The sequence below is a fragment of the Pelovirga sp. genome (assembly GCF_059864205.1).
Map to the genome: position 1 here is coordinate 82,071 of NZ_JCBCBS010000137.1, position 21,416 is coordinate 103,486.

Consider the following 21,416-nt stretch of genomic DNA (forward strand, 5'->3'; position numbering starts at 1 on the left):
GATGTAGTTATTCAGTTATAGCCCTCGGCGCAGGATCCCCGATTCGGAGCTGAATAGCTACAAGAATAGATACAACACAATAAAACAATACATATGTGGTGAGAATTAAATCTTGATAAGCGAACCGGAAACATCCATTTCAACAGCAACAGATGCCGATATCTATCGTGCTATTGTCAAAGCAGCGGGGACAGGGGGGTACCCCGAACATTGGCAGCGTTTACAGCAGAACCTCGAGAAAATGGGGCCACGTGTGCACACTCGTTTTCGCGAAGCCCAACGGCTGTTACGGGAAAACGGCGCTATTCACAATGTTTTTGAGCAGGGCAACAATACGCGCGCCTGGCAGTTTGACCCGCTGCCGTTGATTTTCAGTGTCGCCGAGTGGGCCCATCTCGATCAGGCGCTGATCCAGCGTGCCCAGCTGTTTAACCTGATTCTTCAGGATATTTACGGGCCGCGCAAGCTGATCGAAAACCGCCTGCTGCCACCGGAGCTGGTATTCCCCCACAGTGGTTTTCTCTACCCCTGTGCGGACCGCAGTTTTGTGCAACCACAGCAACTTAATCTGTATTCCGCAACCGTTGCTAAAGGTACCGACGGCAATTTCTGGGTCGTCGATGATCATGTCAGGCCACCCTTCGGTGCCGGTTACGCCATGGAAACCAGAGTGATCATGACGCGGAGTTTTCCGCAGTTGTTTGAGGGCTTAAGGGTGCATAGTCTGGCGCAGTTTTTTCGTGCTGTACGTCAGTGTTTTAATCAGTTGGCACGACACAATCAGGAGGACCCGCGGATTGTCGTGTTGACCACAGGACCAGTCGACCCCGATTATTTTGAGCATGCCTACCTTGCTTCTTATCTCGGCTATCCGCTGGTGCAGGGTGGTGATCTGGTGGTTCGCGACAGCTGTGTCTGGCTGAAATCGGTCGATGGTCTGCGTCAGGTTGATGTGATTTTTTCGCGTCTGGCTGATGACGACTGCGACCCCCTGGAGCTGCGCAGTCATACCGGCGGTGGCGTCCCTGGCTTGCTGCAGGCAGTGCGGCGCGGAAATGTGGCGATGATTAATCCGATTGGTAGCAGTGTGCTGGCCAATCCGGCCCTGATGGCTTTTCTGCCGGGGATCTGCCGTTATTTTCTTGGCACCGACCTGAATATGCCGTCGATTGCCACCTGGTGGTGCGGTCAACCGCGCGAGTGCAAATATGTGCTGGAGAATCTGGATCGTTTGATTATCAAGCCGATTCAGTCCTTGTCTAATCTGCCGCAGACAACTCCGGGACAGATGACGAGTGCAGAGCGGCAGCGCTGGGGTGAACTGATTAGCGCTAACCCGCGCCTCTTTGTTGGTCAGGAGCAGGTAGATTACGTTGCTTTCCCGGCTTATGAGAAAAAGACATTGACGACCCGACAGAGTCTGGTCAGCTTATATCTTACAGCGCACAACGATAGTTACCTGGTGATGCAGGGAGGGTTGAGTCGGGTTGCCGCTGCCGGCGATAATCTGCTCGTTTCCGGACAGCGGGCCGGCAGTATCAAGGATACCTGGGTGTTGACGCTGGAGCCTCATCAGCAGGTCAATCTGTGGCTGCGGTCAGCCGCTGATGTAGCTCTTGCGCCGCGTTTTGTTTCACTACCGAGCCGTGCTGCAGAGAATCTGTTCTGGGCCGGGCGCTACGCTGAGCGCACCGAGCAGACGGCGCGCCTGCTGCGCTCTGTTCTGGTCAAGCTGCGCGAGGTCAAGGAATTCAATGACCCGGATGACCACCTCAGCCTCAACCACTTGCTCCAGGCGTTGACCCATGTCACCCTGACCTATCCCGGCTTTGTCGGCAAAGACGCGCAGCAGAAACTGGACGATCCGCGCGCGGAGTTGCTGTCGCTGATTCGCGATATTGATCGCCCTGGAAGTTTGCGCTCGTCGTTGCGCAGCCTCGGGCGTTCGGCTGCAGCTGTGCGCGATCTGCTTCCCGAAGATGCGTGGCGCATGGTGGATCAGATGCAATCATGGAATCCACGCGTCGGCAGGGCGTTGATCGGCAGCGGCCGCATGTACGATAGCGTTCAGCAGCTGGTGTTACAGCTGTCTGCCTTCAGTGGGCTGGCTTATGAAAACATGGCGCGGGAAACGGCCTGGCTGCTCCTTAATATCGGTCGCCGTCTCGAGCGGGCCCTCAATCTGATTGATCTGCTCAATGAGACCCTGGTGCCCTGTTACGATAGTGCGACTGAGGCACGGATTATGGAAACGGTGCTGGCAAGTTGCAACAGTCTGGTGGTCTTCCGCCGGCGTTATCGTTCTTTTATGCAGTTATCACCAATTCTCGAACTCTTGTTGCTGGATGAAAACTACCCGAGAGCCCTGGCCTGTCAGATGCGCCAGTTGAAAAAACATATCAGTGAATTACCCCAAGAAGCTAATGTGCCGACAGTGGGTCAGGACGAAGCGATTATCTCCACTGCCATGGAACAATTGCTGGCGACGGATCATAAAGCCCTGATCCGACAGATTTCTGATACTGGAACCTATCCGCTGCTGGAAGCGCTGCTGGCGGATCAGAAGCTGCGTCTGCAGCAGCTTTCGGACAGTCTGACCCAGCTTTATTTCAGTCCGACCCTGGCATTACAGCAGTTCGGTTCGCCGCTGCGGGAAATGGCCCTATGAAATACCGCATTCGCCATGTGACGCGTTATAACTACAGCGAAGCGGTGAATCTGTGCCGCAACGAAACCTGCTTGCTGGTGCGCGAGACCGAGCATCAACGCTGTCATAACAGCGTGCTGCAAATCAGCCCCGAGGCGACAGACATTCATGAGCGTAGCGACTTTTTCGGCAATCGCAGGACCCATTTTGCCATACAACAGCCTCATGACACTCTGACGGTGACGGCAGTTAGTGATGTGGAGGTTTTCCCGCGGGCGTACCTGCAGAAGCCGGAACAGTCGCACCCCTGGGAGGCGGTGGTCGAGATGTTACGTACCCAGCGCACCCCGGACATTGTCGCGGTGATGCCGTATCGTTATGCCTCACCGCTGGTGCCACTGTTGCCACCGCTGGCTGACTATGCCCGGCTGTCAATGACTCCCGGCCGTCCATTGCTGGCCGCCGCCATCGATCTGATGCAGCGGATTTATCGTGACTTTTCCTATGATCCGGCATCCACGACGATTGCGACGCCGCTGGCGGAAGTTCTCGAAAAACGGCGCGGCGTGTGCCAGGATTTTGCCCATGTTGCCATCGGTTGCTTGCGCTCCCTGGGGTTGGCGGGGCGTTATGTCAGTGGCTATATCGAAACCTTGCCGCCGCCTGGCCGGGAGCGGCTTATCGGTGCGGATGCGTCCCATGCCTGGTTTGCTGTTTATCTGCCCGGCAATGGCTGGTTTGATTTTGATCCGACCAATAATCACCAACCCCTGGAACAGCACATTACGGTTGCCTGGGGGCGGGATTTTTCCGACGTGTCACCCTTAAAGGGGATCGCTCTGGGGGGCGGCAAGCATCAGGTGGTGGTTTCCGTCGATGTTGCCCGTCAGCCCACCCCCCCCCTGTTGTTACAGCAACAGCAGCAACAGAGCTAAGCGGCATTGCCGCGCTATCTGCAACAACTGATTGAGGTGTACCATGTGCTTCTTGTCCCGTAAGCAAAGGAGGGCTCAATGAATTTTACTGGGTATGACACTGAAGGTTTTTATGATGAGCTGTTTGATGCTCAAGGAAAGCCGCGTCCGGGGGCCGATCTGTTGGTAGAGCGGATCAATTCGTTACCTGATTCTGAGTTGCAGCGCCGCCAGCAGGCTGCGGAAAAGGCGCTGCTGAATCTGGGAATCACCTTTAATGTTTACAGTGATGAAGATCAGACGGAAAAAATCTTTCCCTTTGATATTGTTCCGCGGATCATCCAGGCACAGGAATGGCAACAGCTTGAAATCGGTCTGAAACAGCGGATTCGTGCCCTGAATCTGTTTATTGACGATGTTTACCACGACCAGAAGATTCTCAAGGATGGTGTCGTGCCAATGGATCTGGTGCTTTCGGCTGAGGGTTTTCGCAAACCCTGTGTTGGTCTGAATCCCCCCTGCGGCGTCTGGTGCCATGTCACCGGAACCGACCTGGTGCGCGGCGGCGACGGCGAATATTATGTCCTGGAAGACAACCTTCGCTGTCCCTCCGGCGTTTCTTATGTGCTGGAAAATCGTCAGATCATGAAGCGCACCTTCCCGCTGGTGTTCGATGCCTGCAGTATCCAGCCGGTAACCGATTATCCGATTCGCCTGCTCGATATGCTGCAGGAAATGGCACCGTCCGGGGTGCGTTCACCGGTGTGTGTGGTCTGGACTCCGGGCATTTATAACTCTGCCTATTTCGAGCACAGTTTTCTGGCCCAGCAGATGGGCGTGCAACTGGTGGAAGGAAGCGATCTGGTTGTCCACCGCGGCGAAGTGATGATGCGTACCACCAAAGGACTGGAGCGGGTTGATGTGATCTACCGCCGCATCGACGATGACTTTATCGACCCCAAGGTCTTCCGTGCCGATTCCATGCTCGGCGTACCGGGTCTGATGGAAGCCTACAGTAAGGGGCGGGTCGCTCTCGCCAATGCCCCGGGATCCGGGGTGGCCGATGATAAAGCGGTCTACGCCTATGTTCCCGAGATTATCAACTACTATCTGCAGGAAGATCCGCTGATTAACAACGTGCCAACCTACGCCTGCTGGCGCGAAGATGAGCGCAAATACGTTCTGGAAAATCTCGATAAGCTGGTGGTCAAGGCGGTCAACGAATCGGGCGGTTACGGTATGTTGATCGGACCCCACGCCAGCGCCGCCGAGCGCGAAGAATTCCGTTGCCGCATTATCGCCAAACCGCGCATCTATATTGCCCAGCCAACCCTGGCGTTGTCGCGGGTGCCGGTGTTGATGGGAAATCACTTTGAGGGGCGGCATGTCGATCTGCGCCCTTATATCCTTTGTGGCAGGGATAATATTTACGTTATGCCGGGCGGGTTAACGCGGGTGGCATTGAAGAAAGGATCGCTGGTGGTCAATTCGTCGCAAGGTGGGGGAAGTAAGGATACCTGGGTTATCAATTCGACGGACGGGCCGTCACCCGAGTCCCCGTTACAGGAGCAGAGACAGGACCAGGAACAAAATCAGGATCAGGAGGATGCGCCATGCTGAGTCGGGTTGCGAATTCCATCTACTGGCTGAACCGCTATATTGAGCGGGCTGAAAATGTCGCCCGGTTTATTTCCGCCAATTACAATATGACCCTCGATCTGCCCGAAGATGCCAGCGATCAATGGCAGCCGCTGATCAATACCACCGGTGATCACGAATTGTTCAAAGAACTTTACGGCGAAACAACGCGTGATAACGCCATCCGTTTTTTGATTTTTGACCGGCGTAACACCAATTCAATTTATTCCTGTGTGCGCGCCGCTCGGGAAAATGCCCGATCGATCCGCGAGTACATCAGTTCTGAAATGTGGGAGCAACTCAATACCTTCTACCTGATGATCAATGCCGCCTCGGAAGAGACGGTGATGGATCTGCCCCATCAGTTTTCCATCGAGGTGATGAATGCCAGTCATGCTTTTATCGGTATTACCGATGCGACGATGAATCATGGCGAGGGCTGGCATTTCGGGCGCTTGGGGCGGATGCTGGAGCGTGCCGACAAAACTACCCGCCTGCTCGATGTGAAGTATTTCATTCTGTTGCCGTCGGTTGATTATGTCGGCAGTCCGTACGACAATATCCTCTGGGGAGCCTTGTTGCGTTCCGCCAGTGCCTTTGAAATGTACCGCAAGCAATATGGCCGTATCGCCCCGCGCAATATCGCACACTTTTTACTGCTTGACCGCAACTTCCCGCGCGCTGTCCATTATTCCCTGGCGACGGCAATGAAGTCCCTCAACGAAATCAGTGGCGGTCAGAGCGATTCCTATTCCAACAAAGCACAACAGGCTTTAGGACGGCTGTTGGCTGAATTTCAGTATACGTCGTTGGAAGAGATTTTTGATTTCGGTCTGCATGAATATCTCGACGTCACCCAGACCCGGATCAATCAGGTTGGCGAGGAGATCTACCAGGTGTTTTTCCGCGTAAAACTTGAAAATTAACCGCTTGTTGTCTTCAGGTTCTGTCAGTCGTTTGCCGCTGGCTGAAATCAGAGGTTGGTGAGCATTAAGGGACCGGCATGTGGTTAACAGTCAGTTGTGATCTTGAGTTTGACATTGAGGTGGCGACACCCTTTGTGCTGATGTTGCGGCCACGCAGCGGTGCTCAGCAATGGATAGCCAAGGAAGAGTATCGGCTTGTTCCTGAGGTGCCCGTGTTCGAGTTCACTGATGGCTATGGGAATCTCTGCCAGCGCCTGATTGCGCCGCCCGGACACTTTGCCATTCATACCGTTGCCCAGGTGAAGACCGCAGATTTTACCGATCAGGCGGCGGGGGCTCCCTTTGTTGAGGTTCAGAATCTACCCAATGGTGTGCTTGAATACCTGTTGCCGAGTCGTTACTGCGAGTCGGACCGCTTTGGTCAGATGGCAACGGAGATTACCGCCACTGCCCAGCCCGGCTATGATCAGGTGGCGGCTATTGAGAACTGGGTGCGCAACTTCATTCGCTATCTGCCCGGTAGCAGTGATATTCCGATATCTGCAGTTGAAGTCAACCAGCGCCAGTCCGGCGTCTGTCGTGATCTGGCCCACCTTGGGGTAGCCCTGTGCCGCAGCATCAGTATCCCGGCGCGCTTTGTCGTCGGCTATCTGCATCGGCTCGAGCCGATGGATTTACATGCCTGGTTTGAAGCTTATGTGGGGGGGCGCTGGTACACCTTTGATGCTACTCAAGCGGCGCACAAGGGTGGTTATGTGACCATTGGCTATGGGCGTGACGCTGCCGATGTTGCTATCTACAATCAGTTTGGTCCAGCGGTGTATCAGGTAGTTCAGCATGTAGCGGTCTGGCGCAACTGATACATGCAGCGGGCAAGCTCCTGTGGTACCACGGAGCATGCTCGCTGCATGTGCGTCAGATTTCTTTGGGCCGACAGACATTGGCCGCATTATGTACCTTGGCGCCACAGTTGGTGCAGGCGTAGCGGGGATTTTCAAACATTTTGTCGATTTCCGGGTTGCGTATACTGGCTGTCAGTTGACAGGCGTGCAGATCACAATGCTCCTCGGGGTTTTCACAGCTCCATTCAGTCATGAGTTCTCTCCTTCCATCAGCTATCATGTGGGGGGGGGTGTTTCGACTATCTTAGCAAATTTTTGTGCAATAGTGGTAAATCCTTGTGTTCCACCGTTCTTCACGTCGGTTTGTGGCGTAAAATTTGAGGTCTGTCTACATGGCGACAAACACCCTTGCCATAGGATCCCCGACCCTGCGCGAAGGATAGCAGCTGAATAGGTGCTATGCCGTTAGGATGGCGGGGGTTGATCCGGTTACCATCATCCACGAAGTGGATCAGGTGGATAATGGTTTTGTGGCGATCATCGGTTATCAGTTGCAGGGTTATGACGTGGTGCGCATTCCCCAGGTCACTATCTTGAATATTCAGGGCAAATAGCGTGAAAGTGCTGGAGCTTAAAATTCCCCCCGTTGCGTTGGTAATTCTTCTTGCTGCCTGCATGTGGGCCGTCGCGCGTATCTCACCCAATAGGTATTTTGCGGTTCCCTGGGCCGGATGGCTTGCTGTCGTTAGCGCAATGGTCGGTGTTTGCATTGTCATTCTTGCAGTCAAGGAATTCAAATTAGCCGGAACGACGTTGGATCCGCGGCTGCCGGCCCGATCTGTAAGCCTCGTGGTTGGTGGTGTCTATCGACGTAGTCGAAATCCGATGTATTTGGGATTGTTGCTGGTGTTGTGTGCGTGGGGCTTGTTCCTGGGCAGTCCCCCTGCTTTGCTGTTCGTTCCCGCATTCGTCATTTACATGAACCGCTTTCAAATCGCTCCAGAGGAACGCTTTATGCGAGAAAAGTTCGGTGAGTCATACAACAAGTACAGGACTGAGGTGCGCCGGTGGGTTTGAGGTTAAAGCTTGCAGGCCCTGAAATGCGAGGTCGCGGCTCCGCCCGTTGCCTGTCCTCATCCGCACACCGGAAAATCGGGCGAGTCATGCCTCGCCCCTGCGACTGCAGCGCATAGGGCCGTGCAGTTTCCGCCGGCAGATGACGTCGATCGGTCGCTGCCTTTTTTCACGCAAGGCAAAGGGTACCCCCTCTCGCTACCCCTCCCCCGACTTCTTCCGCAAAATTCCCGCAAACTTCTCCGCATTGATGGTGAACCGCTCGTGAGTCCCGGTTCCGATCAGGTCTTTTTCATCTCTGGCGGTCACCTGCCAGGTGGTTTTTGCACCATCTACCTTGGTACAGACAACCTCAACCTGAACCTCCATTCCCACCGGCGTAGCAGCCTGATGGTTGACACAGATATTGGTGCCGAGACTGATTTCCCCTTCCTCCATGTGCGGCCGTAAGGCTTCCATACAGGCCCATTCCATCAGACCGACCATGAATGCCGTCGCAAAAACCGGCGGCATGGCAGTAAATAGATCGGATTCTTTAAAAACGTAGGGGACGGTTTTGTCGGTGGGAACCTGATAGCTGTGTAGATGACTGATTCCTGCACTAAGGGTGTTTTTCATGGCAATGACCTCCGCTTGGGTTTTTTAATAAATCTTTTTCACCACCCGTTCTCTGCGTTCACTTGAGACACAGAGGAAACTTAGAACACAGGGTTTTTATGAATTTCTAAGTGCTTCTGTGACTGGTAAATGTTTAGACAGTGTAACATAACGAAAGCCGATGATTCTTCAAGGCACCCATCGCAATAAACGCCGTTGATTTTTTGCCCGAAATGGCTAGACTCCACAAATCCATATTCATCACTTTTTTCAAGGACTCAACTCATGATTATCGGATTTGCCGGAAAAGCCGCCTCGGGGAAAACCACTGCGGCCAAACATGTGCAACAGCTTCTGGGTGACAAGGTGCAGGTTCTGCCCATGGCGAGTATGTTGCGCCGCGAAGTTGAGACTTTTCTGCGCGAGGTGGGGGCGGCGGAGAGGGTGCCGTTGCTGTACGGCGACCAGCAGGACAAACTGGCCCATTTCGAGATTGATGAGAACAGCGCCAGGCTGCAGTGTCCGGCCTGGGACGGCTTTGTTGCGGAAAATCGCGATATTCAGCAGCATCCGGGGATGACGACCCTGAGTGTCAGGCGCATCCTGCAATGGTGGGGAACCGAATATCGCCGCGCCCAGGACCCTGATTACTGGACCAAGGCGTGGGAGGCTGCGCTGGTAGGATTAGCGGATTGCAACGTGCATATTCTGGTTGATGATGTGCGTTTTCACAACGAGGTCGAGGCTGTTCAGCATAATGGCGGGGTCTTGATCCGGGTGGTACGTCCGGGATTCAATGGCGCCAATGACCACAGCAGTGAAAACTCCCTCGATGACTTCAACGGCTGGAACATGATCCTGCTCAATGACGGCAGTCTGGAGCAGTTTCTGGGTCAGGTTGAAGACAAGGTCTTGGCGCTGTTGGCAGGCTGATCAGATTTTCCCCACCAGCCCATCCATCAAATCCTGATGGATGGACCCGGCTCTAACTTTTACACGCGTTTTTCTGCCCTGAAAAATCCGATGATATCTTCGAGAATCAGATAGGTGGCCGGTACCAGCAGCAGACTGAGAAAAGTACTGAACAGGATACCGAAGCCCAACGATACCGCCATCGGGATCAGAAACTGCGCCTGGGTGCTGGTGTCAAACAGCAGCGGCGTCAGTCCGAGAAAGGTGGTCAGGGAGGTCAGCAGGATCGGCCGGAAGCGGTTGACCCCGGAGAGCATCACCGCGTCTAACATCGGCATCCCTTCACGGCGGCGGCGATTGATGAAATCGACCAGCACCAGGCTGTTGTTCACCACCACCCCGCACAACGCCAGAATACCGAGCAGACTCATGAAGCTTAAGTTGTACCCCATGATCATGTGGCCGACAATCGCGCCACCGATACTAAAAGGGATGACCAGCATCACCGGTATGGGTTGCAGGTAGGAGCGAAACGGGATGGCGAGCAAGGCATAGATGGCAAACAGGACAAAAACAACCCCGTAGATCAAGCTCCCCATTGATTCGCGCTGCTCCTCGAGCTCCCCTTTGAAGCTATAGCGGATACCGGGATACTCAAGCAGCAGTTCGTCGAGGTAAATCTTCAAATCGGCAGCAATCGCGTTGGTATCAACCTCCCCTTTTTCGGCATCCGCTGAGACATTCACCGCACGGTTACGGTCGACCCGGCGGATACTCGAATAACCGGCCTGCATATCGATGGCGGCAACCTGATAAAAGGGGACTTCAACGCCGCTTAGGGTACGGATTTTCATGCTTTCCAGGCTGGCCAGGTTCTGCCGTTGCTCTTGCGGATAGCGGACCATCACCCGGACATCATCGCGCCCGCGTTGAATGCGCTGGGCTTCGTTACCAAAGAAAGCGGCTCTGACCTGGCGTCCTAGGTCATTGGTAGTCAATCCGAGGAGTTTGGCTTCCGGTAGTAGCCGCAACTGGATCTCCTGCTTGCCCTGATCAAAGCTGTCCTGGATGTCGAACAGTCCGGGATATTCGGCGTAGCGTTTTTTCAAAAGCTCGGCAACTTCGGTCAATGTTTTAAAGTCAGCCCCGGTCAACTGGACATCAACCGGGTTGCCGCCCCGTCCGATTTCCGCGCGGTAGGCCAGTTCCTTAGCGCCGGGGATGGTGCCGATGAGTTGCCGCCACTCCTGCACAACTTCGCTGGTGCTGATCTGATTGTGGCGCTCCTCCGGCGGTACCATTTCCATGGTGACCTGCCCCAGTTCCGGTTTTCCCCTTGCGCCGGGGCTGCCGGTTCCGGTCCAGCCGGTGCTGACCAGGATGTTGCGGATGACCGAACTTTTGCCATCCGGCTCCAGATGTTTGGCCTGCAGGGCATAGGCATGCTGTGCCATTCGTTCAATGTGGGTTCGGGTCTGGTCGACTGATGTCCCGGCGGGCATGATCAGGGTTGCGCGCGCGATCTCACTCTGAATGCGCGGGAAAAAGGTGTAGCCGTAACGGCCGCTGGCCACAAAACTGACAATGATGATGATCGCCGCAGTGAAAATTGACAGGGTCAAATGGCGCCGTCTGACCGCGACCCCGAGCACTGGCTGGTAGATCCGCAGGGTAAACAGCTCCAGTCCTCCGGCAACTTTCTGCTGCAGCTTCTGCAGCATCAGCAAAACTCCGCGTGGCGGTTTGGTGATCTGGACGCTGCTTAAGTGGGCGGGGAGAATCAGTTTCGATTCAATCCAGGAAAAGGTCAGGGCGGGAATAACAATCAGCGGGATCTGGGCAAAGATCGGCCCCCGCACCCCTTCCATGAAGAGTAGCGGGGTGAAGGCGACAATGGTCGTCAGCAGGCCGAAGGTGACCGGCACTGCAACCTCCTGGGTTCCGGCAATGATTACTTCGATAGATTCTCCGTCTTCTTTGAGTCGTCGGTAGACGTTCTCGCCGGTAATAATGGCATCATCAACGACAATTCCCAGCACCAGAATAAAAGCAAAGAGACTCATGGAATTCAGGGTCACACCGAGGATCGGCATCAGAGCCAATGCGCCTAGAAAACTGATCGGAATGCCGATGCAGACCCAGATGGCGACAGAGAATCGCAGAAATAGCGCCAGGGCCAGAAAAATCAGAATGCCGCCCTGCAGCGCACTGCTGGTCAGGGTGTTTAAACGCAACTGCACAATGCGTGAACGATCGCGCCAGTAGTCGATGGAAACCCCCGGCGGCAGAATTTCGCGTTTTTCCGCCACATAGTCGCGTACTGCGCGGCCGACGTCCAGGGCGTTCTGATCGCCGGTGCGGTAAACCTCAATCATCACCGCAGATTTTCCATTGAGCACGGCCTCCAGCGGTTCTTCGTCAAAACCGTCGCGGATGGTCGCGATATCACCGAGCAGCAGCTGAGTACCGGCCGGTGTGGTGCGCAGGGGGATGCGGGCGTAATCTGCTGCGCTGCGCGCTTGTCCCATGGTGCGCAGCAGGATTTCGCCACCAAGGGTATTGATGGAGCCGGCAGGCAGGTCAAGGGAGTGGCTGCGGATCGCCTGGGACAGGTCTTCAAGGCTTAACTGGTATTGTTCGAGGGTTGCCTGATTGACCTCTACCGACACTTCATAGGGTCTGACCGCGACCAGATCGGCGAGACTGATGTCAGGCAGTGCGGTCAGGTCGTCGCGGACCATTTCACCGATTTTGCGCAGATCTCTTTCCGGCAGATTGGCGCCGATAACAACGGAAATAACCTCCCGACGAAATTCCAGGATTTCGTAGGTTGGTCGTTCGACCTCTTCCGGAAAGGTGCTGATGGCATCCACCTTGTTACGGATGTCATCCATGATCTCGCGTGGTTTGTATCCTTTTAAGACATCGACCCGCACTTGGCCGCTGCCTTCGTTAGCGGTGGAAATAATTGTATCAATACCACTGATAGCGGCGATCGCTTCTTCGATGCGGACAATAACCGCTTCTTCAACCTCGGCCGGGGTTGCGCCGCGATAGGTGGTTTTGATGATGACCGTATCCCGCTCAAATTCGGGAAAGACCTCCATCGGAATCCGGTCTGTGACCGCCCACAGGCCAAGGCCGACAATCAAAGCCATCATCAGGTTGGCTGCGACGTGATTGCGGGCAAACCAGGAAATAGCTCCGTTCATTGTGCCTGTCCCTTGCGCCCATCCTGATGATTGTTGTTGCTGATCCGCACACTAATACCATCTGCGGCAAAGGGGAGGCGCGTCAGCGCGATCTGTTCGCCGGGGCGCAGGGGCCCGCTGGTCACCAGATAGTCGGTGTCGCGCCAGAGGATATCCAGCTCGCGTCGCTCCAGCCGGTTTTCCGCAGTGATGATATGGACTGTGCGTTCACCGTGAATGGCCTGGCGCGGAATGCTGTAAACGTCCTTGAGCCGGCTGCCCAAGATACGTGCTTCGACGAACTGGCCGATTTTCAGTTGTGGACGGTTTTCCAGCTGCTGATAGGGATCATCTATGCGGGCGATGACAAAGAGCTGACGACTGTTGATATCAATACTTCCTTCGGTGCGTACCAGGCGTCCCGACCAGGTGAAGGTTTCGCTACCGATGCGGGCACTGAAGGTGACGGCGGCCTGTCGGGTCGCGGGAACTTCAGGACGATCACGAAATTCTTCGGGAAGGGTGAGATAGCGCAGTTGCTCATCGGAGAGGGGCAAGCGCACCTCCAGCGCATCGCTGGCATAGATCCGTGCCAGACGGGTGCCGGTGGTGATGTACTGCCCGAGGTCTACTTCTTTGGTGAGGATGCGTCCGGCATAGGGAGCGCGGATGTCGGTGCGCTCGAGATTCAACTCGGCCTGGCGTAAGCGTGCTTGGGACGCAGCCAGAGCCGCCACGGCATTTTCGAGCTGAGGGGTGCGGACAACCAGGGGCGGCGGCGGGGCCTGGTGCTGAAACTGTTGCCAGTCGCGCCGCGCCTGATCGCTGCGCGCCTGCTCTTCGGTCAGGGCCAGTTGACGCTGTGCCACCTCGGCACGGGCAATGATGATGGCATTCTGGTAATCGCGGTCATCCACTTGCAGCAACAGATCGCCTTTTTCAAAAAAACCGCCATTGTAGAAATTGTCTGAAATATTAACGATGCGCCCTGTCGTCTCAGCGACCAGAGTGCTTTCAGTGCGTGGTGAGATGGTGCCACGGCTGGCAACCTGAACCTGATAGGATTGCGGTTCAAGGGTGATGACTTCAACCGTTGGCGGCGGGGTCTGCGGGCGCTGACGGGTCGCTTCCGGGCGACTGACAATCAGCACCGCGCTGATGGCGATGCCACCTGAGAGGATCAACAGGGGCAAGAAAAAACGGATGATGCGTTTCATCGGTAGTCCTGTAACAAAGAGATTGAAAACTAAAGCAGTATATTAACCGATGAATTTAGCAGAAAAGCCTATGGAAGTAATCAGTGTTACGCACAGTTCATCTGAATTTATGGTGACAGAATCATCGGGAATTTTTTTCTTTACCTGGATATTCACTTCACTCAAACTATTGATTCGGGTCCATACAAGCACTTACCACTGAGACCCTGAGTCACTGCGGAATTCTTTAAAAACCAGGTGTTCTCTGTGCCCCTGTGGCTCACGTGAGCGAAGCGAACAGGTGGTGACATTAACACTGAACGGGCGAGGAAACGATGATCATTGGCATATTAAAAGAAATCAAGGCGGAAGAAAATCGTGTCAGCATGACCCCGGCAGGTGTCGAGGTCATGACCGCTGCCGGGCACCAGGTGCTGGTAGAGCAATCTGCCGGACTCGGCAGTGGTTTTGCCGATGAAGATTATCAGCGCGCCGGCGCTGAGGTGGTGACTGAGGCCGAGCAGATCTATGCCCGCGTTGCCATGGTGATGCATGTCAAGGAACCGCAGCCGCAGGAATATCTGCATATCCGTGAAGGGCAGATCATCTTCACCTATTTCCATTTTGCTGCCAGCGAAGACCTGACCCGGGCCATGTTGGAGCGTAAAGCCGTATGTATTGCCTACGAGACCATCACCGCTGCCGGCGGTGGTTTGCCCCTGCTGACACCCATGAGTGAGGTCGCCGGGCGCATGGCGGCCCAGCAGGCGGCAAAGTATCTGGAACGCGCCCAGGGCGGCCGCGGCATTCTCATGGGTGGTGTGCCCGGGGTTGAACCGGCAACGGTTGTTGTGATTGGTGGTGGTATAGTCGGCAGTCAGGCAGCCCGCATGGCCTGTGGGCTTGGCGCCAAGGTTTATCTTCTCGACAAGGATCTGACCCGTTTGCGTTATCTGGATGAAACCATGCCGGCCAACTGTTTTGTGATGATGTCTTCGCCGGCGACCATCCGCGAGCTGGTGACCAAAGCCGACGCCGTTATCGGTGCCGTGCTGGTCCATGGCGCCAAGGCCCCGCGCCTGGTGACGCGCGAGATGATCACGACGATGAAGCGGGGTGCGGTGCTGGTGGATGTTGCCATCGACCAGGGGGGGTGTTTTGAAACTTCGCGCCCGACCACCCACGGCAACCCCACTTATGAGGTTGACGGTATTCTTCATTACTGCGTTGCCAATATGCCCGGCGCTGTTCCTCTAACCTCAACCATGGCGTTGACCAACGCCACCTTGCCCTATGCCCTTAAAATTGCCAATCAGGGGTGGAAGTCTGTAGCACGCCAGGATACCGGTATTGCTGAAGGTTTCAACGTGGTCAATGGGCTGGTCTGCTGCAAAGGGGTGGCGGAAGCTTTTGGTCTCGACTATGTGCCGGTGGATGAAGTATTGAAGATTTAGTACCTGTTCAGGACCCCCGACCCTATGGTAAGGGACGCTTTTCGTCATCCATGACCGCTTGTTGTCGCCATCCATGGCGACAAACACCCCTGCCACAGGGGCCCCGGCCCTGCGCAAGGATAGTGGTGAATAGTTACCAAAATATGATGGAGGCCTCCGCGGGTTTCTGATCACCCGCGAAGGCGGTCGGTGACTTCATTGCTGTTGATACTTCTCCCGCAGCAGTTTTTTGTTGGTTTTGCCGACACTGGTTTTTTCAATGCTGTTGACAAACGCGATTTTCAGCAGCACGATCTGTTTCGAGATCATCCCTTTGTCGACAAATCCGCGGATATAATTCAGCAATTCCTTTTCAGAGATCTCGGCTGACCCTTTTCTGACCACCAGAGCCAGCGGCTTTTCCCCCCATTTAGGATCAGGCAAGCCGATAACCGCTGCTTCAGTTACTTCTGGATGGGCAGCAAGAAAATCCTCCACCTCCAGCGATGAAATCCACTCACCACCAATCTTGATGACATCCTTGATGCGGTCGGTGATCTTGATGTAATTGTGGGGATCGCGGTTGGCGACGTCACCGCTATGCAGGTAACCACCACGCCACAGGGTTTCTGAGTTTCGTTGATCCTTCAGATAGCCCTGGGTCAGCCAGGGCGCCCGTACGACAATTTCACCGACGCTGTGACCATCGGCGGGAACCTCCTGCATCTGCTCATCGACAATGCGCAGGTCAACCAGGGGGATGGGGCGACCGGTTTTGCAGCGGAACTCTTCATCCTCATCGGCGCTTAACGCCTCCTCGGTAATATTGGCCAGGGTCAGTACCGGGCAGGTTTCCGACATGCCGTAACCGGAGTAAATATCGATTCCTCGCGCCCGTGCCGCGCGGCACATGGCCTTGGGTAGAGCCGCGCCGCCGATCAATACCTTCCAGTTGCTCAGGTCGATTTCCTTGAACAGTGGGTGACTCATGAGCAGGTGGAGGATGGTCGGCACACAGTGGGAGAAAGTGACCTTCTCGCTGTCGATCAGCTTGAGCAGCATCTCCGGCAGGTATTTGCCGGGGTAGACCTGTTTGATTCCTAAAGCCGTGGCAATATAAGGAACGCCCCAGGCGTGGACATGGAACATGGGGGTAATCGGCATATAGACATCTTCCTGGTGCAGACGCCCCTGGCGGGCGACGCTGCCCAGCGCTGCCATACCGGCAATGGTGTGCAGTACCAGTTGGCGGTGGCTGAAATACACCCCCTTGGGCATGCCGGTGGTGCCGGTGGTATAAAATGTGGTTGCTCTGGTGTTTTCGTTGAAATCGGCAAACTCGAAGGTGGTAGCAGCCTGACTTAACAAGGCTTCGTATTCCCCGGCGATGGGGAGGCTGGTTTCCAGCTGCTGCTGCTCGTCCTGCAGCAGGATATAAGCCTTGACTGTGTCGATCCGCCCTTTGATCTGTTCAAGCAGGGGGAGAAATTCCTCGTTGACGAGGATGTAATCGTCCTCGGCATGGTCGATGGTGTAGAGAATCTGTTCCGGCGACAGGCGGATGTTGACCGTATGCAGCACTGCACCGAGCATGGGAATGGCATAGAAACATTCGAGGTAGCGATGACTGTCCCAATCCATCACTGCTACCGTGTCGCCCGGTTTGACGCCGATGGCGGTCAGGGCATTAGCCAGACGGCACACCCGCTGTTTGAATTCAGCATAGGTGAAACGCTGCAGATCGCGGTAGACGATGGTCTGCCGGGGGTTGCTGACGGCGGGGGCAGCAAACAGGTTTTTAATCAGTAGCGGATAGTCATAGGCGGATTCGGTACGTGGTATCAGGTTGTCTGTCATGGGTTACCTCGCCGGCAGCAAGATTGAGTACGGCATAGTAATCCCGTACAAGTTTGACAAAAAAACATATTGGATCCGTGAATTAACAGTCCGTCATCCCCAAGTGTTTTTGTCGGGGATCCATACTGTTCCAGCTTGAAAACAATCTGGGTTTCCGCCTGCGCGGGAATGACGATTTTAAACTATTTTTCCAGCGAAGCAATATCAAGCTGATCGAAGGCGCTAATATACGATGATCAATTCCCCGTCGCAACATCTGTCCCTTGTGAAATAAAGAGCTAGCCCGCTAAGATGACAGGAAATTCAACCTCGGAGTCACCATGAAACTACCTTCCCCCCTGTTTGCCGGCACCCTGTTGCGACGCTACAAGCGCTTTCTGACCGAAATCGAGCGCCCCGACGGTACCATGATCACCGCCCATACCCCCAACACCGGCAGCATGAAACAGTGCGCGGTTCCCGGTTATCCGGTACTGTTTTCCGCAGCGCATAATCCCAAGCGTAAACTCCCCTGGACGCTGGAGTTGATCCAGGTTGGTAACGACTGGGTCGATACCCATACCCAGCGTAGTAACCAGTTGGTGGCCGAAGCGCTGGTGCAGGGATGGATCCCGGAGTTTCGTGATTATCAGGTGCGTGCTGAAGTTCCTTATGGCGGCAGCCGCATCGACTTTATGTTAACCAAAGGGGCAGAAAAGGTGCTGCTCGAGGTGAAAAATGTCACCCTCTGCTGCGAAGCTGAAACCGCCTGCTTTCCCGATGCGGTAACGGTACGTGGGCAGAAGCATCTGCTCGAATTGGAGGATGCGTTGCGCCAGGGGTATCGCAGTGTCATTTTCTTTCTCGTGCAGCGCAGCGAGGCTCGATATTTTTCCCCGGCAGACAAGGTTGACCCCGAATACGGACGCCTGTTGCGTCAGGCGGCAGCGGCGGGGGTTGAGGTGCTGGCCTACAACACCCGCACCACCCTGGAGGAGAATCGGGTGGCGGAGCGGATTGCGGTGAAGCTTTGACCACAGAGACGGAGGGGCTTTTCGCCTCTCTTGGTGCTCTTGGAGTCTTGGTGGCTTGTTGATATTGAACTGTCAACGCCGACCAAAAACACAACCCTTCTAGCCACCAATGCACCAAGTTCTCCAAGATAAACAGGAAACAGGAAATGGATTCTGCGACTGCGCTTCGCTCCGCGCAGAGTGACAGTTTAGTGCTTTTCCTGAGACTTGCGTCTGTGTCATCCTGCGCGAAGTTGCAGGATCCAGATTGGTTGCACGATCTCGATCGCTCTGCTTGGCAAAGCTGGAGTGAAGCAGATACTTAGATAAAGATTTTTTTGTGCACTCCGTGCCTGTGAGAGCAAGATTTATGCGTGCTGTTGGTCTGATCACCGAATATAACCCGTTCCACAACGGCCACCTGTACCACCTGCGCCGCAGTCTTGAACTGGCGGATGCTGAAGTGGCGGTGGCGGTGATGAGCGGTCATTTTCTCCAGCGTGGGGAACCGGCGCTGATCGACAAGTGGGTGCGGGCAGAGATGGCCCTGGCCGCCGGGGTTGATGTCGTGGTTGAATTGCCGCTGCCCTGGGCTTGCAGCAGCGCTCCGGATTTTGCCCGGGGCGCAATCCAGGCTCTCACCGACCTGGGGGTTAATGCTGTCTGTTTCGGTAGTGAAAGCGGCGACCTGAATGCCTTGCAGCATTGTGCTGATTTACTTGCAGGAGCACATGAAAGCGTTGAGCAACACACCTCAGCTGCCTTGCGTCGTGGGGTCACATTTCCCCAGGCGCGGGCCCAAGCGCTGGCGGATCTTTTCCCGGATGCTGACACCAAAGAGATGCTTGCCAACCCGAATAATATCCTCGGCCTTGCCTATCTGCGCGCCTTGGGTGAAGTTGGCAGTCCTGTCGTGCCACTGACCCTGACCCGGCTTGGTGCCGGTTACCACGATCTCGACGCAAAAGAGGGGATTGCCAGCGCTACCGGCATCCGACAGCGTTTGCGTGAGGGCCTCGACATTGACCGCCTGGTTCCTGATCCGGTCGCTAATCTTCTGCGAGAGACATTTTCCAGGGGCATGGGGCTGGACGAAGACGTTTTTTTTCGGATGCTGTCTGCACAAATATTGTGGCAGGCAAATGATCTGACCCGTTACTGGTGGATTGAAGCGGGACTCGAACATCGCCTGATTGAAGCAGCAGACGAAGCTGCTGGTCTGGAACAGCTCATCAGTGCGGTCAAAGCGAGGCATCTCACCCGCACTCGCGTACAACGGGCTCTGGTGGCGGTTCTTCTCGCTATTGTGAAGGAGACGGCGCAATCGTTATTGGCCTCTCCACCATCCTACTTGCATCTGCTCGCGGTCAGTGAGCGCGGTGAGGCATTTCTGGCCTCTCGGCGCAAACGGCGAACCATTCCCCTGATCCAGAACTTTTCCAGAATTCAGGCCATCCTCAAGCGCCGCTATGGTGCTGAACCTGAGGTGTTGCCGCGCGCCCAAATCCAGCTTGATCTGCAGGTAAGGGCCAGTAGGATCTACTCCTTGCTACAAAAAAACTTTGTCGGCCATCGCCAACGCGATTATTTTGAATCGCTGCGCAGAGGGTTGCGGTGTTCACAGGGGATGCAAACCTGACACAGCCCACAAGGTGTCACCTCCTGACCGCTGAGTTGTTTGGCGTAGGGGGCAGTGACCTGGCGGATGTAGTTATGACAGGCGATTTTGTCGTGCCCGTCCTTGGAAATGGCCGCCACCGGGCAGCGTTTGATGCAGGCACCACAGGTGCCGCGGGCATAAAAGAGGCAGTTGGCGGTATGGGAGGTAGCGCTGCGCGGGGTGATCGCAATATCGGCCGCAACGATGATTGAGCCGATGCGGACGGCTTTTCCGGCTTCACTGATAAAACCGTCCGACAGACCAAAGGTTCCAAGTCCGGCGGCATAGGCGGCGTGGCGCTCCGACCAGTTGGAACAGATCCCCGCCTGGGGAGTCTGACGATAGGCCCAGTCGGATAGCAGGGTCGGCGCGCTGGCGTGAATCCCCTGTTGTTTGAATTCATCACGCAGTGTCAGACGCAGCCATTCGTTGAATTTCTCTCCGTAATAGCGTGACAGCACCCAGCGTTTTCCCGGCAGTTTATCCTGTTGGCGCTGTTCCAGCACAGTTTCTATGGTCTGCGGCAGTATCCAGCAGATAACACGCAAGTTTCGCGGGTCAAAAGCCACATCAGGATAAGCGATGGACATAGCTTCTGCCGGTGTCCAGTGCACTGAACCGATGATCTGTTTGTACTGGGTAAACAGGGGATCATTGCCTGCCGCCACGCCGATCAGCGGACTGCCCCAGGCTTGTTCATCAAACCCATGGAGGTGGTTCTGCGGCGCTTCATTAACCAGGGAGATGATCAGTTTTGTGCAGAAGGTGAGATGTTCGGAAGGGGTCATCCTTGCTTCCTAATTTTTTTATATGGTGATGTGGCTTCTCAACGGGGTGATGTCCTTGACTACCAAAAAGTGATGTTCAGGTCAATTAAACGCAATCGCTACGGACAATATCTGGTTAATTTTAATCAGAACTTTTACCCTGTATGGTATTTCGCGATAATTTTGTCGAGAATTGATTTTTCCGGATTGTTTGCTACACTTCTGGTACATATTGTTGCACTCAAATGTGAACAATAAATAAATAGTCATTAAGAGGTAGGCATGAAATCATTTTCGTGACCTGTTTAATGGGAAGCCGCTGCGGACTCTGGTTCGGCAGCGGCTTTTTACTTTGTTTTTGGATTGATTTGCTTTGGGGTCTCAGGAGTTGTAACACTAGTTTTTTCGACACCCCCGGAAGTCATCACGTTTTCGCGTACAATGCCTACTGATGTCTTGGTTGGCAAAGCCGACGGCGCGTGGAACTGATACCCCGCTAGAAGGTTAGCGTTGCGCTGGAGCCCAAAAGGTGGCGGGACTATCCCGGTTGCTCTCGCTTACAATCAAAAAACCGTGAGGAGTTGTCGATGGAATCATTAGCAAAGTTAAGAACTGTCGCTGTCGTTGGCATTCTCGGGTTGGTGGTATTTTGTTTCTTGTTCCTCGGCGCCAGTCATGCGGAGACGCCGCTGAAACCATCTGCGAACCAAATGCAAATCCAGAAAAAAGAACCGGTTTCCATCCCTGCGACGATCAAACCGCTCAGCACA

18 protein-coding genes are annotated in these 21,416 nt (G+C 54.9%); 12 read left to right on the forward strand and 6 right to left on the reverse strand.

From position 1 onward, the window contains the following. The first annotated feature begins 112 nt into the window (after positions 1-112). From AC6F7T_RS08835 to AC6F7T_RS08855, 5 genes are all read left to right on the forward strand, one after another. The gene (locus AC6F7T_RS08835) at positions 113-2,668 is read left to right on the forward strand and encodes a circularly permuted type 2 ATP-grasp protein (RefSeq protein ID WP_500717955.1); all 2,556 of its coding nucleotides are present in this window, start codon (positions 113-115) and stop codon (positions 2,666-2,668) included. Continuing rightward, positions 2,665-3,582 (forward strand): transglutaminase N-terminal domain-containing protein, encoded by a 918-nt coding sequence (locus AC6F7T_RS08840; RefSeq protein WP_500717957.1) that lies wholly within the window; start codon positions 2,665-2,667, stop codon positions 3,580-3,582. Before AC6F7T_RS08835 ends, AC6F7T_RS08840 begins: the two co-directional genes overlap by 4 nt. 78 nt (positions 3,583-3,660) lie before the next feature. After that, complete coding sequence (locus AC6F7T_RS08845; RefSeq protein ID WP_500717960.1) at positions 3,661-5,181, forward strand: circularly permuted type 2 ATP-grasp protein; 1,521 nt, start codon at positions 3,661-3,663, stop codon at positions 5,179-5,181. Then, positions 5,175-6,125, forward strand: a complete 951-nt coding sequence (locus AC6F7T_RS08850; protein WP_500717962.1) for an alpha-E domain-containing protein — start codon at positions 5,175-5,177, stop codon at positions 6,123-6,125. The genes AC6F7T_RS08845 and AC6F7T_RS08850 overlap by 7 nt, the downstream gene beginning before the upstream one ends. Positions 6,126-6,202: 77 nt before the next feature. Next, positions 6,203-6,985, forward strand: coding sequence for a transglutaminase domain-containing protein (locus tag AC6F7T_RS08855; RefSeq protein WP_500717965.1), 783 nt, complete (start codon positions 6,203-6,205; stop codon positions 6,983-6,985). 55 nt (positions 6,986-7,040) lie between these two features. On the opposite strand, the gene AC6F7T_RS08860 is transcribed toward AC6F7T_RS08855, so the two are convergent. Continuing rightward, positions 7,041-7,220, reverse strand: coding sequence for a hypothetical protein (locus tag AC6F7T_RS08860; RefSeq protein ID WP_500717966.1), 180 nt, complete (start codon positions 7,218-7,220; stop codon positions 7,041-7,043). A 217-nt stretch (positions 7,221-7,437) separates the two neighbouring features. Here AC6F7T_RS08860 and AC6F7T_RS08865 point away from each other — a divergent pair, with 217 nt between their 5' ends. Both AC6F7T_RS08865 and AC6F7T_RS08870 read left to right on the forward strand, forming a co-directional pair. Continuing rightward, complete coding sequence (locus tag AC6F7T_RS08865; protein ID WP_500717968.1) at positions 7,438-7,581, forward strand: hypothetical protein; 144 nt, start codon at positions 7,438-7,440, stop codon at positions 7,579-7,581. Between the two features lies 1 nt (position 7,582). Next, positions 7,583-8,044, forward strand: a complete 462-nt coding sequence (locus tag AC6F7T_RS08870; RefSeq protein WP_500717970.1) for a methyltransferase — start codon at positions 7,583-7,585, stop codon at positions 8,042-8,044. Positions 8,045-8,239: 195 nt separating this feature from the next. Here AC6F7T_RS08870 and AC6F7T_RS08875 read toward each other — a convergent pair whose 3' ends face one another. Continuing rightward, complete coding sequence (locus AC6F7T_RS08875) at positions 8,240-8,659, reverse strand: thioesterase, FlK family (protein WP_500717971.1); 420 nt, start codon at positions 8,657-8,659, stop codon at positions 8,240-8,242. A gap of 264 nt (positions 8,660-8,923) precedes the next feature. On the opposite strand from AC6F7T_RS08875, the gene AC6F7T_RS08880 reads away from it, so the two are divergent. After that, positions 8,924-9,571: a deoxynucleotide monophosphate kinase family protein gene (locus AC6F7T_RS08880; protein WP_500717973.1), complete on the forward strand. Its 648-nt coding sequence runs from the start codon at positions 8,924-8,926 to the stop codon at positions 9,569-9,571. Between the two features lie 59 nt (positions 9,572-9,630). On the opposite strand, the gene AC6F7T_RS08885 is transcribed toward AC6F7T_RS08880, so the two are convergent. Beyond that, complete coding sequence (locus tag AC6F7T_RS08885) at positions 9,631-12,762, reverse strand: efflux RND transporter permease subunit (protein ID WP_500717974.1); 3,132 nt, start codon at positions 12,760-12,762, stop codon at positions 9,631-9,633. Next, positions 12,759-13,958, reverse strand: a complete 1,200-nt coding sequence (locus AC6F7T_RS08890; RefSeq protein WP_500717977.1) for an efflux RND transporter periplasmic adaptor subunit — start codon at positions 13,956-13,958, stop codon at positions 12,759-12,761. Before AC6F7T_RS08890 ends, AC6F7T_RS08885 begins: the two co-directional genes overlap by 4 nt. 314 nt (positions 13,959-14,272) lie before the next feature. On the opposite strand from AC6F7T_RS08890, the gene ald reads away from it, so the two are divergent. After that, on the forward strand, positions 14,273-15,391 hold the full coding sequence (gene ald / locus AC6F7T_RS08895) for an alanine dehydrogenase (RefSeq protein ID WP_500717979.1): 1,119 nt from the start codon (positions 14,273-14,275) through the stop codon (positions 15,389-15,391). 195 nt (positions 15,392-15,586) lie between these two features. On the opposite strand, the gene AC6F7T_RS08900 is transcribed toward ald, so the two are convergent. Beyond that, complete coding sequence (locus tag AC6F7T_RS08900) at positions 15,587-17,227, reverse strand: long-chain-fatty-acid--CoA ligase (protein WP_500717980.1); 1,641 nt, start codon at positions 17,225-17,227, stop codon at positions 15,587-15,589. 320 nt (positions 17,228-17,547) lie between these two features. Between AC6F7T_RS08900 and sfsA the strand changes: the two genes are divergently transcribed. After that, positions 17,548-18,240: a DNA/RNA nuclease SfsA gene (sfsA, locus tag AC6F7T_RS08905; protein WP_500717982.1), complete on the forward strand. Its 693-nt coding sequence runs from the start codon at positions 17,548-17,550 to the stop codon at positions 18,238-18,240. Positions 18,241-18,589: 349 nt separating this feature from the next. Further along, positions 18,590-19,858, forward strand: a complete 1,269-nt coding sequence (locus tag AC6F7T_RS08910) for a nucleotidyltransferase (protein ID WP_500717984.1) — start codon at positions 18,590-18,592, stop codon at positions 19,856-19,858. Here AC6F7T_RS08910 and AC6F7T_RS08915 read toward each other — a convergent pair. Further along, positions 19,804-20,667, reverse strand: a complete 864-nt coding sequence (locus tag AC6F7T_RS08915; protein ID WP_500717985.1) for a 4Fe-4S ferredoxin — start codon at positions 20,665-20,667, stop codon at positions 19,804-19,806. The two genes, AC6F7T_RS08910 and AC6F7T_RS08915, sit on opposite strands and share 55 nt — an antisense overlap. A gap of 566 nt (positions 20,668-21,233) precedes the next feature. Here AC6F7T_RS08915 and AC6F7T_RS08920 point away from each other — a divergent pair. Further along, the coding region (locus AC6F7T_RS08920; protein ID WP_500717986.1) for a hypothetical protein at positions 21,234-21,416 on the forward strand (183 nt) is incomplete at its 3' end.

Coding starts and splice junctions, on each gene's coding strand:
- AC6F7T_RS08840 (WP_500717957.1), top strand. CDS start 2,665: ATGAAATACCGCATTCGCCATGTGACGCGTTATAACTACAGCGAAGCG.
- AC6F7T_RS08845 (WP_500717960.1), top strand. CDS start 3,661: ATGAATTTTACTGGGTATGACACTGAAGGTTTTTATGATGAGCTGTTT.
- AC6F7T_RS08850 (WP_500717962.1), top strand. CDS start 5,175: ATGCTGAGTCGGGTTGCGAATTCCATCTACTGGCTGAACCGCTATATT.
- AC6F7T_RS08855 (WP_500717965.1), top strand. CDS start 6,203: ATGTGGTTAACAGTCAGTTGTGATCTTGAGTTTGACATTGAGGTGGCG.
- AC6F7T_RS08860 (WP_500717966.1), bottom strand. CDS start 7,220: ATGACTGAATGGAGCTGTGAAAACCCCGAGGAGCATTGTGATCTGCAC.
- AC6F7T_RS08865 (WP_500717968.1), top strand. CDS start 7,438: ATGGCGGGGGTTGATCCGGTTACCATCATCCACGAAGTGGATCAGGTG.
- AC6F7T_RS08875 (WP_500717971.1), bottom strand. CDS start 8,659: ATGAAAAACACCCTTAGTGCAGGAATCAGTCATCTACACAGCTATCAG.
- AC6F7T_RS08880 (WP_500717973.1), top strand. CDS start 8,924: ATGATTATCGGATTTGCCGGAAAAGCCGCCTCGGGGAAAACCACTGCG.
- AC6F7T_RS08885 (WP_500717974.1), bottom strand. CDS start 12,762: ATGAACGGAGCTATTTCCTGGTTTGCCCGCAATCACGTCGCAGCCAAC.
- AC6F7T_RS08890 (WP_500717977.1), bottom strand. CDS start 13,958: ATGAAACGCATCATCCGTTTTTTCTTGCCCCTGTTGATCCTCTCAGGT.
- ald (WP_500717979.1), top strand. CDS start 14,273: ATGATCATTGGCATATTAAAAGAAATCAAGGCGGAAGAAAATCGTGTC.
- AC6F7T_RS08900 (WP_500717980.1), bottom strand. CDS start 17,227: ATGACAGACAACCTGATACCACGTACCGAATCCGCCTATGACTATCCG.
- sfsA (WP_500717982.1), top strand. CDS start 17,548: ATGAAACTACCTTCCCCCCTGTTTGCCGGCACCCTGTTGCGACGCTAC.
- AC6F7T_RS08910 (WP_500717984.1), top strand. CDS start 18,590: ATGCGTGCTGTTGGTCTGATCACCGAATATAACCCGTTCCACAACGGC.
- AC6F7T_RS08915 (WP_500717985.1), bottom strand. CDS start 20,667: ATGACCCCTTCCGAACATCTCACCTTCTGCACAAAACTGATCATCTCC.